A 13,987-nucleotide genomic window follows, 5' to 3' on the forward strand; every position below is an offset into this window, starting at 1 on the left:
TCGGGCAACGTGGGCGAGGTCCGCAGAGCCGAGGATCTGGACGCCGCTCCGGACGATGCCGACCGCGTCGTGACGGTCGAGTCCGTCCTCCGGCGCCGGTCAGGCCTGCAGGTCGACATGCACGGCGACACCAGGACCGTGGAGCGGTTCGCCCGTGAGGTGCGGATCACGCAGACCTTCGGCCGGCACCCCGACCTCCCGCGCACGATCGCCGGGGGCGTGCGAGCGGAGGCGTCCCAGCAGTCGCGGGCCCTGATTCCTCCGGGCGCACATCCACTCTGCCCGAGTTCAGGTACCACGGTCCCCACGAGGAGTAGTGATGCGTGACAGGGCGGGGAACGACAGGACGAGCCTCAGAGCCGAGATGCTGGCCCTCCTGCTCGAACCGTTGGGGGTGGACGCCATGGCCGGGCCGGCCGCACTCCAGCGATTCGCCAAGGACGTGGACGCGGTCGCCCAGGCACACGGGTGCGTCGGCCTGCCGCCGTCGGGAAGCACTCTTCCATGGGTGTCCGACGCGGTGGCGGCGTGCGTCGAGGAACACGAACTGGTCCGTCTGACAACGGCTGGGGGCCGGACTCCGGCGCCGGACGGGGGCGGATCCCTCCGGGAACTGAAGCGGCTCGAAGGGTTGCGGACACATCTCCGGGCGCTGGAAGGCGTGCCGGTGGAAGCGCTTCGGGCGGACGCCGTGGCGGTGGCGGACGCGGAACGACTGCTGCCCGAAGCCCTTGAGCCGTGTCGGCGCGCGGACCGGGAATGGCCCGAGGAGATCTGGCGCTCGATCCGTGAGATCGACATCGGAACCGCGCTGGCCGACCTGAGCCGTCGGCGAGGAGGCCGGAAGGCGGCGGAGGCGCGCGAGCTCGTGCTCGGGCACAGTGCCGCGGCGGCCCGGGATCTGCGGAACGGGGAGCTGGTGCCGCTGCTGGAGAAGGTGCGGGACTCCGTCGCAGCGGAGGAGTCGTACGAGGCGGTCCTGTCCGAGCGGCCACAGTGGTGGCGCTGGTTCGCGCCGGACGCGCGGTCCGGGTTCCGATCGGATCGGCGTGACGCCCTGCTCTGGGCGATCGAGGCCCGTGACACCGGTGCCGTTTCCGGAAGCACGGTGGACATGCTCGCGGAGGACAGCGTGCGGGCGGTGATCGAGCACGGGCTCGCGACGGTGCCCGTGAACACGGCCGTGGCTCCGGCCGCAACCGCCACGGGCTCGGCCGCGCGGCTCACGGCGGGGCTGCTGGCGGTCGCCTCCCGGACCGACATCAACGAGCTGCGGGCGTTCGAGTCCTGGTACGGGAAGAACGTCGAGTCGTTCGACCACGTGGCGGCGGCCATGGATCTATGGCGCACCGAACCGGATCTCCGCGAGGCCCTCGGGGCCCTGGCCGACCGGTTCGCGTCCGGGGTGGTGGACACGAGCCGATCGGCCTACCGCGACGTCCAGACCGCTCTCCGGGAGGAGGCCGAGGCCCGTCTTCCGCGAACGTCGTACTCCGCGCACGCGATCGAGAACGAGGACCTCGTCGAGGTCGTCAGCCGCATCGGGGCGTTCGAACGTGAACTGCGCGATGCCGTACGAGTCATGCCCGCGGCGAGCGGCAGGCTGCGCGTGGCCATCGCCGGAAGAACCAAGTCCGGGAAGACCACACTCCGCAAGGCGCTGACCCGCGACGCGGACCGGACCGGGATCGGGCGAGGGGCGCACCGCACCACGCGGGAGACCGCCGCGTTCCACGTCGGCTCCGTGACGTACCTCGACACGCCCGGCTTCGCCGCGAAGGACGACGACCTCGACGCCACGCGCGCTCGGGCCGCGTGCGACAGCGCCGACGCGGTGATATGGAACTACGCCGACACGCTGCGCGAGGAGGAGTCCGCCGAGCTCCAGCGACTTCTCCTCGCGGGGAAACCCCTGCTCGTGGTGGTCAACGTGAAGGGACGGGTCGTCGAACCGCACCGCCTTCAGCGCTTCGTCGAGAACCCGGAAAGGGAGTTCACGTCGGCGGCGGGTCACGCCGTCCGGATCGAGCAGGTCTCCGGAGCGGTCGACGTCGCGCCGCCCGTTGTCCTCCCGGTCCACTCCGGCGCCGCGCACGAAGCGTTGTCCACGGGGGATCGCGCGCTGGGGGACAGGGCCCTTCGGGCGAGCAGGTTGCCCGAGCTGGAGCAGTCCCTCACCCGACTCCTGGCCGAGCGTGCGATTCCGCTTCGTGCGGTCCGGCTGGCCGACGGGGTGCGGGCGCCGGTGGCCGCGTTCCACGACCGGCTGATCGAGGAATTCCCCGGGATCGATCTCGCGCTCGGCGAGCTCGAACGCTCCACGTCGAGTGACCGGGCCGCGTTGCTCGAGGCTCTCCGGACAGCGGGCCAGGACACGCGCGACCGGCTCGAAGCCGAGCGTCACCGTGCCAAGGAGCGGTTGCCGGATGTGGTCCGGGACCTGGGTGGCGTGGATGACGCGCGGCGGTGGAGCGACTTCGTCACCGGTCTGGAGTTGGAGGGACTTCTCTCCGGTCTCGAGGACGAGTTCGAGCTGGAGGCGCGGAAACGGGGGATGGTTCTGCGCGCACCGGTGGGCACCCCGGAGCGCCGGGGCGACGCGCAGCCGCGTGTACGACCGCGTCCCGACCTGAGGGAGAAGGCCGTGAGCCTGGGTACGGCGGCTGCCAAGGGGGCGGCGACAGCCCTTCTGAGCTCCGTCGCCGCCAAGGGGATCCCCAAGAAGCTCGCGGTCCCCCCTCCCGCGGCGACGGCGGTCTACGCGGCGGAGGTCCTGGCGGGAGCGGCGAAGGCGTGGAGCGGCGAGGTCGACCGCGCCCGGCGGGCGAAGGACAGGTGGACCAGTGCGACCACGACCGAGGCCGAGGCATGCCTCGATGAACTGTTCGACGGGCTCGCGGCGTGGGCGGCTCGCATCACCGATGACGCGGTGGACCAGGCCGACGCCCTGTCCGAGGCGCGGTCCTCGGACACCAGTGGCACGCGGGAGCGGTTCGAGCGGCTGTGCCGACTGCGGCCGGCCGTGCGGTCCGCCCTCGACGCGATCGACCTCGTCCTGGCGCGCCGGCTCATGGCCCTCGCGGGCGGGGAACCGGCGGCGATCCGTCGGGCACGTCGGACTCCGGGAGTCGCACTGCGTGTCTGGACCGACGTGTCCCGCGTCGCGGACGTGCGGGCGTGTCTGCGGGACCCGTTCGTGGATGTCCTCCCCGAACGGATCGAGATCCGCACGGATTCCGGATGCCTCGGCACCTCCGACGGGAGTGAAGGGAACACAGATGACTGACGATGATTCGGTTGACGCGCCCAAGAACGACGGGGGCCCGGACGCCCCCGTACTCGCGCTGACCGCACGGGTCGAAGAAGTCCTGAACGCTCACTCTCGCACGCGCGGCCTGACCGCGAGCCTGCCTCGCGCCGACACGAGCCCGCTGCGGATCGCGCTCACGGGTCCGTACAGCGCGGGGAAGTCCACGCTCATCGCGGCACTGCTCCGGCTCCCCTCGGCCGCTGTCGGCGAACTCGTCGACGCGGCGCCCAAGACGCACGAGCCGACGCCGTACGAGTGGAACGGCGTGACGCTCGTCGACCTGCCCGGGACGCTGTCGGGTATCGACGAGCACTCCGATGCGGCACGGCGCGGCGTGCGTGGTGCGGACGCGTTGGTGATCGTGACGACGAGCGAACTGCCGGGCGAGGCGGAGACCAGGGCGATTCTGCGGACGCTCGACGTCGACGGGTTCGCCGACCGGAGCGTGGTCGTCGTCAACAAGATGAACGCCGAGAACAGTGATCGCGACGTCATCCTCGACGAGGTTCGCGGGCGACTGGGGCCCTTCGCCGACCGCGTCCCGATCGTCCCGGCCGACGCACGCGACTACGTCGACGCGGTCAACGACCCCGCTCTCTCGGCCGCTCAGCGTGAGTCGTTCGTCGCGGAGAGCGGTATCGACGCTCTGACGGCCGAATTGCGGAGGATCATCGCGCCCGGCGTCAGCGGTGTCCGGCCCAAGGCGCAGGCCTTCGAACTCCTTCGAGTGCTGGAGGACGCCGAGCGGCAGTGGGTGCTGAACGGTGAGGAACTCGATGCCGCGGCGACCGCGAAGAAGGCCGAGGAGTCGATCTCCCAGGCGAAGGAGCGTGTCCTGAGCGCCCTGAAGAGGGAGAGCGAAGTCGTCGCCTCCCGGATCACGACGGCCGGAGACAGGGCAGCGGCCGGCGTCTCGGAGAAGGACGGCATCGTCCCCGGCCACGTCGCCCGTGCGGTCCAAGAGGAACTGGACGGTGCGAGCACCGAGTTCGACGCGAGGTTCTCCACGTCGGTGAGGACGGCGTTCGACGCGCTGGTCGCCGAGTACGGAACCGCTGTGCCCGAGCCCGAATCCTGGGTGAACGGCATCGAAGCACCCGATCCGACGATCGACGCACCCCCGGGCGACGCGTCACCGCTGGCGCAGGGGGCCAAGGAAGCGGCGAAGAAGGCCGCGAAGGCGGGCGCCGCGAAGGCCCACGAGTGGATCGGGAAGGTCGCGGACGGTGGCAGCGCGGCCTCCGTCGTCGTGGAAAAGCTCAGCAAGAACCGGGTGGGCCAGAAGGTCCTCGACGCCGGCGGGAAAGTCTCCAACGGTGTGGGGAAGTTCAAACCGTGGGGCAAGACCAAGGCGGCCGACAAGGTAGCCGGTGCGGCCGGCAAGGTGCAGTGGGCGCTGGCGATCATGGGGCCGTTGACGGACCTGACGAGCGTCGCGCAGGACCAGAACAGGTGGATGGCGGTCAACAAGCGGCGGAAGCGGATAAGGAATCACTTCGACGAGGAAGCACGTGCACAGCGGACCTCTCTCACCGCCGCCGGCGAGCGGTACCTGAGCGAGTGGATCGCCGAGGTGGAACGATCGCTCAGCGGCCTCATGGAGCGGGGCTTGAAGATCAAGACCGAGCGTGAAGCGGCCCTGGCGGCGATCAAGGGCCTCCGGGACGAGGCCGGGAAGCTTGTCGGGCCGACCCGCTGACCTGACGGTCCGAGGTCCCGGCGGTGAACGCGCCCCGTGACCACGCGACCGCCGGGACAGGCGCGGCTCAGGCCCCCCGACGCGAACTCCGCCGACCGCGACCAGGCGTCCCGGCCGGGGCGCTCGAACCCGTCGGCGTGTCGGCGCCGTTAGCCTGTCGGTATGACGGAGCGTGTCGTGCCCGGCCGCGCGGACGGCCTGATCACCCTGGACGCCGCGGACGCGCTGTGGGTCGGTCTGACGGCCGGCGGCGCCGTGCCGACGGCTTCCGGGGCGTTCACCCGCTCGCCGGCCCGTGCCCGGACGGGATACGTCCTGATCGGCAGCCGTGTGGTGGCGACGGTCGAGACGGGCGGCGGTCGGTGGGGCGTCGCGGAGCACGAGGTACGCCGGGCGGCCGCGGAGCTGAACGCGGTGGGGATGGACCGGCGGGACCTGGTCCGTGTCGGTCCGTTCCACGGGGCGCCGGAGCCGGAGCACGACGAGGAGACGCCGCTGCGCTGGCGGCGTCGCGTCGCGGGGGAACTCCGGTTGCCGGGCGGTCCCGGACGCGGGGCACGGGACGGGGACGGTCGACCGTGCCATCTGGCGGGGATCGACTGGCGACAGGTACTCGTGGAGCACACCCACGACGGGACCCGGCGGACGTGGTGGCTGCCGCGCGCGGTGGTGAGGCTGCTCGACGCGGCCGAGCACGCCGAGACGCGGTGGCTGCGAGCCGCGGGGACCCGTGAGACGGGCGTGGCCGTGGCCGAGCCGCCCTCCCGCCCCCGGCGGGCCGGGGACGCCGACGGCCGACGGGCGACGGGCCTTGAGGACCGGCGGGCGACAGGCCCCGAGGACCCCGCCGCCTCGCCGCGCCCGTACGACAAGGAGCTCGAAGGCCGGCTGTACTCGGTGCTCAGCAGGAAGCCCGGCATCGCCCGAGAGGTGACCGGCTGGGTGTGCGCCGTCTGCCGCGCCGCGCCCGCCGCGGTCCTCGACCACTGCCACGAGCACGGATACGTCCGCGCCCCCGTCTGCCAGTCCTGCAACACGCGGGAACGTCCCGACCACCTCTACGCCAACGACGTCCGCGTGGCGAACCGCTACACCCGCCTCTTCCGCACCGACGCCGACGACTGGCTTCGCCACTGGCACCGCTGCACCGGCTGTCGCGCGCGCACCATCCTGCCGCTGCCGCACCTCGCCGCGTGGACCGCCCTCATAGCCTGCCGGTCACTGCGCCCGACCCACCGGGCCCCACGCGGGCGCGAGCCCTGCGGCGCCCTGCGCGTGTCCTGGACGGGCAGCCAGAACGCGCCCCGTTCCTGCCTGCTCACCGTCACGGTCGACTTCTGCCCTGCCGGCGAGCACCGTGTCCTGGCGCAGGTCCCCTACCGCGAGGCCGCCGAGCGGTTCCGCGGCTGGCTGGCCGATACGGCCCCCGCTGTGGCCGCCGCGGCCGGCCCCGACCGCCTGGACGGCCTCCCCGCCCAGCCCCGGCCGGTCGTCGCGGACACCGGCGGCGAGGGCTTGGCACTGTTCTGAGACGAGCGTCGCCCACCGCCGTACGGCGGCGGGCGGCTCCCGCGTGACGCCGAGTGGGAGTGCCGCTCATTCCTCCGTCGCGAACGACACGAACCGCTCCCGGCCCGCGCGGCCGACCGCGAAAGGCCGGCGCTCCGCGTCCTCGGAGTCCCGGACGCGGACGGTCTGCGGGGTGACGGCGACCTCGACAGCGGCCACCATCGGATTCGCCCCGCACCCGGGCGAGTGGGGCAAGGGGCTGGGAACCGAGACGGTCCACCTGCTGTGCGCACTCGGCTTCCGGGCGCCGGGTCTTCACCGCATCCGGGCGGCTCGTTCGCCGTTCAACGAGGCGTCCGCGCGGACGCTTCCGCGGGCCGGCATGACCGAGGACGGGCGGATCCGCGACCACGTCTTCGTTCGTGGAGCATGGCGGGACTCGATCACGTACTCGATCCTGGAGCACGAGTGGAGGTCGATCGAGGGGTGGGCATCGGTCCGACGATGGACGCCGCAGATACCAGGATGGGGAAAGAAGCATGGGTGGTGGCCCCCTGGAGGCTGAGCACGACGAGCGGATGCGGTCGGTGGTGGAGCTCGCGCAGGAGTTGATTCGCCGATCGAGTCGCGGTGGGGTCGACGACTATGGTCCCGTGCTGGGCGTCCTGGAGGACTGGCTCACGACCAGGGGACTGCCGCACCGTCGTCTGCACGACGCCGGTGGCGCGCCGGTCGGACTCCTGGTCGAGATCGCCGGGAGCCGACCCGGGTCGTGGTGGACGCTCGACGCGTGTGTCGACACCGCTCCCTACGGCGACACCACCCGCTGGTCGTTCCACCCGACCTCCGGGCAGGTACGGGACGGATGGCTGCAGGGCCGGGGTGCGGCGGACTCGAAGCTCGCCGCCGCCATGTTCTGCCACATCGCCGCCGGCCTCGTCCCCCGCGCCCATGAGTTCGCGGGAGGCCTCGCCGTGCTCCTGGACGTCGACGAGCACACCGGGACCTTCGGCGGCGCACGCGCCTACCTCGCCGACCCCCGGGCCGCACGTCCGGCAGGAGTGATCATCGGCTACCCCGGGATGGACGAGGTCGTCGTCGGCGGCCGTGGCCTGTGGCGGGCCACGATCGCCGTACACGCGCCGTCCGGGCACTCCGGCTCCAGCCGCTCCGTCACCGGCGCGATCACCCGCGCCGCCCGCTTGGTCCACCTGCTCGAAACGGCGGAACTCCCTGGCCGTGACACGGCCTCCGGCTTCCCGCTGGGGCCGAAGCTGACCGTCACCGCCATCCACGGTGGCGAAGGGTTCTCCGTCACTCCCGACCGCGTCGACATCAACGTCGACGTCCGTACCACCCCGTCCTTCGACGCGGGCGGCGCCGAGACACTCGTGCGCAAGGCGGTCGCCGAGCTCGATGCCGAGCTGCCCGTCCCGATCCCGACCGAGATCGCGGAGGTGGCGGCCTGGCCCGCGTACCGCCTCGGGGAGAGCGAGCAGCCGGCCGCCGCCCTCCTGTCCGCGGCTCGAGAGGCAGGACTCGACGTACGGGCGAAGACGGCAGGCCCGTCGAACATCGGCAACCTCCTCGCCGGCCACGGAATCCCCGTCACCGCTGGGTTCGGCGTTCCGTACGAGGGCCTGCACGGCATCGACGAGCGCGCGTCGCTGGCCGAACTGCCCACCGTCCACACCGTCCATGAACAGGCCGTCCTGAGGCTGTTGGGCATTCGGTGACCGGCTCCCCAGATCGGTCTTCCACGTGACGATCACGAGTCGGGTCGGCAAACGGCTCCAAGGTCGTACGGGGACGTCCTGAGGTCACCACGACCGGCGGTGCGGCTGGAAGCGCCCCTGTCCTGCGCGCCCGCCCCGCCCGCGGCCACCGATGTCCGGGCGGGAGGCCCCGGCAGGCCCTGACCGGCCATGGCGAGTGTCCGGCGGTCTGCCCCGGCACTTACCACCGGGCTCACCACGCAGGTCACGGCCCTCTCACCGGCGAACTCACCATGCGGAGTCATGGCCTTGCGACGGCCTGGGCTTCCCGGTGGTCAGCACGGGGGTGAGAGGGGCGTCGAAGAGTGAGGCATCAGCTTCGCCGACCTCTTCAAGGAGCCTCTCCGATGCCTTCGCCCTCCCTGCTGCGGCCCCCGTCGTGTCCCCTGCCTGACAGGCGCCCGTTCCCGTGTCGCGCCTCTGCGGGGACGCCGCGCGTTCCTCGTACGGGCCGCGGTGTGCGGGCGGCGCTCGCCACAGGCCCCACCGCCCTTCTGGTCGGTGTCGACCGGCCCACGCCCGTGCCGGTGAAGCCGGCCGCCGTCGTCCGTCCCGTCGCTGTTCAAGCGACCGCCGACGGTGCCGGCGGGCCCGCCGGGTTCGAGGAGACGGTCCTGGGGATGTGGCTGGAGTCCGGTACGGCCACCGAGTCGTCTGCGGAGATGGCTCGGCTGCGGCTGCTGGCTCCGGGGGCCGGGCCCCGCGGTGGGGCCGCCGGCCGGTCGCGGTCGTCCAGGTGGCTGCCGTCCGGACCGAGAGGCGGGGGACCGGCGCCTTGGCCGTGACCATTGCCGCCCGCCTCGCGGACGCCGTCGCCGGTGTACCGGGGGAGCAGTCCGTGCGCGGGCTGCGGTTCTTCACCGTTCCCGTCACCGAGACCGGCAGCGGTGACAGCCGGGCGTACGTGGCCGGGGCGCCGAGGGAAGCTGCCGGGCAGGAGCCCGACTCGCCGTACACCGCCCGGGTCGAGGACACCGCGCTCGCCGACACGGTCGGCGGGTTCCTGTCCGCGTTCCTCGGTGCCGGCGGCGCGGTCGAGCGCTGCCTCGCGCCGGGGACGGTCCTGGCCGATGGCGTACGCGCTCACGCTCACCGCCCGCGACGGCCGCTGGGAGATCGCCTCCCTCGACACCGGCCCGGCGGCGGTCCCGGCCGCTCTCCGTTCCCGCCCCCTCACCATCCACCCCTGTTCTTCTCAAGGAGTCCGCCATAGCACCACCTCCGTCGTCATCGCCGTGGGCGGCAAGATGAGCGTCAAGGCCGACATCGGCGCCCTGATCGGCCTGGCCGCCTTCACGGCCTGCGGCGGCGGTGTCCTTGGCCAGGAGGGACAGTCCGAGACCGGCGGCGAGGAAGATCACCCCGACGAGTTCGGGGCGGGACGCAGCCCGTACCGGGCGGCGAGGCAGCCGGTGCGCAGGGCCGTGGCGCCGATCGCGACGTAGCCGGCGGCTTCGTTGAGGCCGGTGGCGAGTCCTCGGCGGGAGGGTCCCACGGGGTCGATCTTCATGTTGACGGTCATCGACCAGGTCAGCCCCTGGTCGACGCCGAGCAGGACGTTCGCGGCCACGATCCACCGCCACGAAGGCGCCCAGGCGAGCACGAACGGGACGGGTGCGCCGATCAGCCAGCCGGCCAGGAGCAGCTGCCTGCGGCGGAAGCGGGCGGTGAGCGCGCGGGCGGCGAGGTTCGTGAGGGTCTTGGCGAGGCCGAGGGCGACGATGAAGGAGAAGACGGCCGGGTTCCCGGCGAGCCCGATGGCCTCGGCGCCGATCAGGGGACCCTGGTCCGCTTCGGGCCGACGAGTGCCCCGACCGCCGCCGTGACGAGGACGATCAGGAAGAACTGCGCACGGTTCCCCCGGAGCCCCGGCCGCACGGGGGGCGGGCGCGGGCCGCGGCTTCGTGTTCGCTCGTGTCATCTCGTCACCGTTCCGGCCGTTCCCGTATCCGCAGATCGCAATACCCCTAGGGGTATTAGATCCTCCTTCCTGCCGGGATCTTCCCTTGTGGCGTGGGATACCCAGGGGGGTATTTGACTTCCCTCCGCGGCCCTGCCTACAGTCGATGGCATAAGTACCCCGGGGGGTATTCGAAAGGTTGATCTTCCATGCGTGAAGTGGATCTGGACGTCTTCGCGGCCGAGCTGGCTCAGGGCGCCTTCACCATCGACGTCCGAGAGCCGGACGAATACGCAGCGGGCCACGTGCCGGGCGTCCGCACCGCGCCTCTCTCCGAACTGGGCGTCCACCTCGCCGCACTGCCCTCCGACCGGCCCGTCTACGTGATCTGCGCGAGCGGCAACCGCAGCGCCTGGGCCGCCGAGCACCTGGAGGCCGCAGGTTTCCACGCGGTCTCGGTCGCGGGCGGCACCTCCGGATGGGCCTCTACCGGCCGCCCGGTCGTGCGCGGCACGGACGCCCGGACCGCCTGAACGGCCGGCGGCCCACCCTCACCGCACTTCATTCCGTCTCGTGGGGCTCCGCTCCGCGACCGCTTTCTCCGTCGAAAGGTTCGCCGTGTTCTTCGCCCAGTACTACCTCGACTGCCTGTCCCAGGCGTCGTACATGATCGCCGACGAGAAGACCGGTCAGGCGGTCGTCGTCGACCCGCGCCGGGACGTGTCGGAGTACCTCGCCGATGCGCGGGCTCACGGGTTCACCGTGGTCGGTGTCATCAACACCCATTTCCACGCGGACTTCGTCGCGGGCCACCTGGAGATGGCCGACGAGACCGGTGCGTGGATCGGTTACGGCTCCCGTGCCGAGACGGAGTACCCGGTCCGGCACCTCGCCGAGGGCGAGCGGATCGCCCTGGGCGACGTGGTGCTGGAGGTCATGGAGACCCCCGGGCACACCCCGGAGTCGATCAGCGTCCTCGTCTACGAGCACGCCGGCGACGCCGTCCCGTACGGGGTCCTGACCGGTGACGCCCTCTTCATCGGTGATGTCGGCCGCCCCGACCTGCTGGCGTCGGTGGGCGTGACGGCCGAGGAGCTGGGTGGGATGCTGCACGACAGCGTGCAGAACAAGCTGATGGGCCTGCCGGACGAGGTCCGCGTCTTCCCCGCCCACGGCGCGGGCTCGGCCTGCGGGAAGAACCTGTCGACGGAGAAGTCCTCCACGATCGGGGAACAGCGGGCGACCAACTACGCCTGCGTCCCGATGGGCCGGGAGGAGTTCGTCGCGCTGGTGACCGCGGGACAGTCCGCCGCACCGGGCTACTTCGCCTACGACGCCGACCTCAACCGCAAGGACCGCCCGCTGTACGACGCGACCGTCGCGGCCCGTCCGCTGTCCCTGGAGGAGTTCGCCGGGCTGCGGGCAGGCGGCGCCGTGGTGGTCGACACGCGTGATCCGCAGGAGTTCGCGGCCGGTCACCTGGCCGGTGCGGTGAACGTGCCGGCCGACGGCCGGTTCGCCGAACAGGCCGGCACCGTCCTGGACCCCGCAGAGGAAGTGGTGGTGATGGCGCCTCAGAACCGGGAGGAGGAGATCGTCACCCGCCTCGCCCGCATCGGCTTCGACCGCGTCGTGGGCTACGTCCGCAACCCCGAGGACGCCCTGCGGGTGATGGAGGCCGAGGTCACCCCCGCCAGCCGCCTCACCGCCACCCACCTCAAGGCCGCCCTCGCCGGAAACAACCCGCCGCTCGTGGTCGACGTCCGCACCTGCGGCGAGCGCGAGGCCAACGGCTTCATCCCCGAGGCCCTGCACATCCCGCTGAGCGAACTGCCCGCCCGCACCGGCGAACTCCCCACCGACCGGCCCCTGGTCCTGCACTGCGCGGGCGGCCACCGCTCCTCCATCGCCGCCAGCCTGCTGCGCCACCGCGGCATCGAGGACGTCTCCGACATCCTCGGCGGCTGGACCGCCTGGGCCCTGGCGGCCGAATCCGCCGAGGTCTGAGCGCGCCCGACCGCCCACGAACCGCCGGCCCGTCACGGCTCCGGGATCTTCCCGCCGTGCACCGCCGGACGGATGGCGGAGACGGGGGCCGCACTGCCCCCGCTCCTCCGCCCCGTCGCGGGCGCGGGCGTACCACCCCGCCCGCGACGGCCCCTTGTTCTCTCACACCTGGGTCACTGCCATGACCCACCACCCCCGCATCCCTCACCCGTCTACACCCTGCCGGAGTCACCCATGAGCGCCGAGCGCACCGTCCAGTCGATCACCCCAGCCGTCCTGCACCGCCTCGTCCAGGAGGGCCGTACGCCACGCCTGCTCGACGTGCGCACCCCCGGCGAATTCCGCACCGCCCACATCGCCGGCTCGTACAACGTGCCGCTGAGCACCCTGCGCGAGCACCGCGCGGAGCTGCGTTCGCACCTGGACGAGGAGGTGGTGCTCGTCTGCCGCTCCGGACAGCGGGCGAAGGAGGCCGAGCAGGCCCTCGCGCAGGCCGGTCTGCCCAACCTCCGTGTCCTGGAGGGCGGGATCACCGCCTGGGAGGCGGCGAGCGCTCCCGTGGAGCGGGGTCCCGAGCGGTGGGACATGGAGCGCCAGGTCCGCCTTGTCGCGGGCTCGGTCGTCCTGGCCACCGGCCTCATCGGCATCGCCGTCCCCGGTGCCCACCTCATCGGCACGGCGATCGGCGCCGGCCTGACCTACGCGGCGCTGAGCAACTCCTGCGCCATGGGCGTGCTGCTCTCCAAGCTCCCCTACAACCGCGGCCCGCGCACCGACGTCCGCAGCGTGATCGCGGAGCTGCGGAGCGCGTCATGACCGCCCTCATCGTCGTGGTCTCCCTGCTCATCGGCGTCAGCCTCGGCATCCTCGGCGGCGGCGGCTCCATCCTCACCGTCCCGATCCTGGTCTACCTCGTCGGACAGGAGACCAAGGAGGCCATCGCCACCTCGCTGTTCGTCGTCGGCGTCACCAGCCTCGCCGCCCTCATCCCTCACGCGCGGGCCCGCCGAGTGCGGTGGCGGACCGGGCTGCTCTTCGGCGCCTTCAGCATGGCCGGCGCCTACGCAGGCGGCCGCGTCGCCGAGTACATCCCCGGAACCGTCCTGCTCATCGCGTTCGCGCTGATGATGCTCGCCACCGCCTACGCGATGCTCCGCAAGCCGCGTGACGGGGCGAAGAAGGCCCGGCCCGCCCACAGCGACCTGCCGCTGAAGCACATCGCGGTCGAGGGCCTCGTCGTCGGCGCCGTGACCGGCCTGGTCGGCTCCGGCGGTGGCTTCCTCGTCGTTCCGGCCCTGGCCATACTCGGCGGACTGCCCATGGGCATCGCCGTCGGCACCTCGCTCCTCGTCATCACCATGAAGTCCTTCGCCGGACTCGCCGGCCACCTCTCCGGCGTCTCCATCGACTGGGGCATCGCCATGACCGTCACAGTGGCGGCCGTGATCGGCAGCCTGATCGGCGCCCGCCTCGCCGGACGCATCCCGCAGGACGCCCTGCGCAAGGCGTTCGGCTGGTTCGTCGTCGTCATGGGCGTCTTCGTCCTCGCCCAGCAGCTGGACACCGCCGTCTGGACCCACCCCGCCACCTGGGCCGTACTCGCAGCTGGGGCGACCGTCGCGGTCGCCACCCGAATACGGAGGCGCTCACGAACGCCGCACCAAGAACCGAAAGCCGGTGCCAGTGCCGGTGCCCGTCAGGGCGCATCATCGAAATGACGTAAGGACGCGTGCCGCCAAGGCATGCCCGGTGGGGGGTGAAGGAGGAGAATTCCCGTGCAGGTGGAC

At 72.2% G+C, this 13,987-nt stretch carries 13 protein-coding genes; 10 read left to right on the plus strand and 3 right to left on the minus strand.

What is annotated here, in order from left to right:
• Positions 1 to 319 precede the first annotated feature (319 nt).
• From ACFYUS_RS29495 to ACFYUS_RS29505, 3 genes are all read left to right on the plus strand, one after another.
• Positions 320 to 3,286 (plus strand): GTPase, encoded by a 2,967-nt coding sequence (locus tag ACFYUS_RS29495; protein WP_388858597.1) that lies wholly within the window; start codon positions 320 to 322, stop codon positions 3,284 to 3,286.
• Positions 3,264 to 5,009 (plus strand): GTPase, encoded by a 1,746-nt coding sequence (locus ACFYUS_RS29500; RefSeq protein WP_388858600.1) that lies wholly within the window; start codon positions 3,264 to 3,266, stop codon positions 5,007 to 5,009. The genes ACFYUS_RS29495 and ACFYUS_RS29500 overlap by 23 nt, the downstream gene beginning before the upstream one ends.
• Positions 5,010 to 5,171: 162 nt before the next feature.
• Positions 5,172 to 6,539, plus strand: coding sequence for an endonuclease domain-containing protein (locus tag ACFYUS_RS29505; protein WP_388858603.1), 1,368 nt, complete (start codon positions 5,172 to 5,174; stop codon positions 6,537 to 6,539).
• Between the two features lie 66 nt (positions 6,540 to 6,605).
• On the opposite strand, the gene ACFYUS_RS29510 is transcribed toward ACFYUS_RS29505, so the two are convergent.
• Positions 6,606 to 6,740, minus strand: a complete 135-nt coding sequence (locus tag ACFYUS_RS29510) for a hypothetical protein (RefSeq protein ID WP_388858732.1) — start codon at positions 6,738 to 6,740, stop codon at positions 6,606 to 6,608.
• Between ACFYUS_RS29510 and ACFYUS_RS29515 the strand changes: the two genes are divergently transcribed.
• The gene (locus ACFYUS_RS29515; protein WP_388858606.1) at positions 6,712 to 7,083 is read left to right on the plus strand and encodes a GNAT family N-acetyltransferase; all 372 of its coding nucleotides are present in this window, start codon (positions 6,712 to 6,714) and stop codon (positions 7,081 to 7,083) included. The genes ACFYUS_RS29510 and ACFYUS_RS29515 overlap by 29 nt on opposite strands.
• On the plus strand, positions 7,058 to 8,254 hold the full coding sequence (locus ACFYUS_RS29520; protein ID WP_388858609.1) for a M20 family metallopeptidase: 1,197 nt from the start codon (positions 7,058 to 7,060) through the stop codon (positions 8,252 to 8,254). Before ACFYUS_RS29515 ends, ACFYUS_RS29520 begins: the two co-directional genes overlap by 26 nt.
• A 601-nt stretch (positions 8,255 to 8,855) precedes the next feature.
• Here ACFYUS_RS29520 and ACFYUS_RS29525 read toward each other — a convergent pair.
• Entirely contained in the window at positions 8,856 to 9,380 is a 525-nt protein-coding gene (locus ACFYUS_RS29525) for a hypothetical protein (protein ID WP_388858612.1), read from the minus strand.
• On the opposite strand from ACFYUS_RS29525, the gene ACFYUS_RS29530 reads away from it, so the two are divergent.
• Positions 9,364 to 9,738 carry a hypothetical protein gene (locus ACFYUS_RS29530; RefSeq protein WP_388858615.1) on the plus strand — a complete coding sequence of 125 codons (375 nt, stop codon included), beginning with the start codon at positions 9,364 to 9,366 and terminating at the stop codon, positions 9,736 to 9,738. The two genes, ACFYUS_RS29525 and ACFYUS_RS29530, sit on opposite strands and share 17 nt — an antisense overlap.
• On the opposite strand, the gene ACFYUS_RS29535 is transcribed toward ACFYUS_RS29530, so the two are convergent.
• The gene (locus ACFYUS_RS29535; protein WP_388858618.1) at positions 9,651 to 10,214 is read right to left on the minus strand and encodes an MFS transporter; all 564 of its coding nucleotides are present in this window, start codon (positions 10,212 to 10,214) and stop codon (positions 9,651 to 9,653) included. The genes ACFYUS_RS29530 and ACFYUS_RS29535 overlap by 88 nt on opposite strands.
• 188 nt (positions 10,215 to 10,402) lie before the next feature.
• On the opposite strand from ACFYUS_RS29535, the gene ACFYUS_RS29540 reads away from it, so the two are divergent.
• The 4 genes from ACFYUS_RS29540 to ACFYUS_RS29555 all read left to right on the plus strand — a co-directional run bounded on the left by ACFYUS_RS29540 (position 10,403) and on the right by ACFYUS_RS29555 (position 13,918).
• Complete coding sequence (locus tag ACFYUS_RS29540; RefSeq protein WP_388858621.1) at positions 10,403 to 10,726, plus strand: rhodanese-like domain-containing protein; 324 nt, start codon at positions 10,403 to 10,405, stop codon at positions 10,724 to 10,726.
• 85 nt (positions 10,727 to 10,811) lie between these two features.
• A complete protein-coding gene (locus ACFYUS_RS29545) occupies positions 10,812 to 12,200 on the plus strand; it encodes a rhodanese-like domain-containing protein (RefSeq protein WP_388858720.1) in 1,389 nt (462 codons plus the stop codon).
• A gap of 234 nt (positions 12,201 to 12,434) precedes the next feature.
• On the plus strand, positions 12,435 to 13,016 hold the full coding sequence (locus ACFYUS_RS29550) for a rhodanese-like domain-containing protein (RefSeq protein WP_388858624.1): 582 nt from the start codon (positions 12,435 to 12,437) through the stop codon (positions 13,014 to 13,016).
• A complete protein-coding gene (locus ACFYUS_RS29555) occupies positions 13,013 to 13,918 on the plus strand; it encodes a sulfite exporter TauE/SafE family protein (protein ID WP_388858627.1) in 906 nt (301 codons plus the stop codon). Before ACFYUS_RS29550 ends, ACFYUS_RS29555 begins: the two co-directional genes overlap by 4 nt.
• The last annotated feature ends 69 nt before the right edge of the window (positions 13,919 to 13,987 follow it).

Origin of the sequence: Streptomyces sp. NPDC004284 (assembly GCF_042874035.1) — a bacterium.
Classification (GTDB): domain Bacteria; phylum Actinomycetota; class Actinomycetes; order Streptomycetales; family Streptomycetaceae; genus Streptomyces.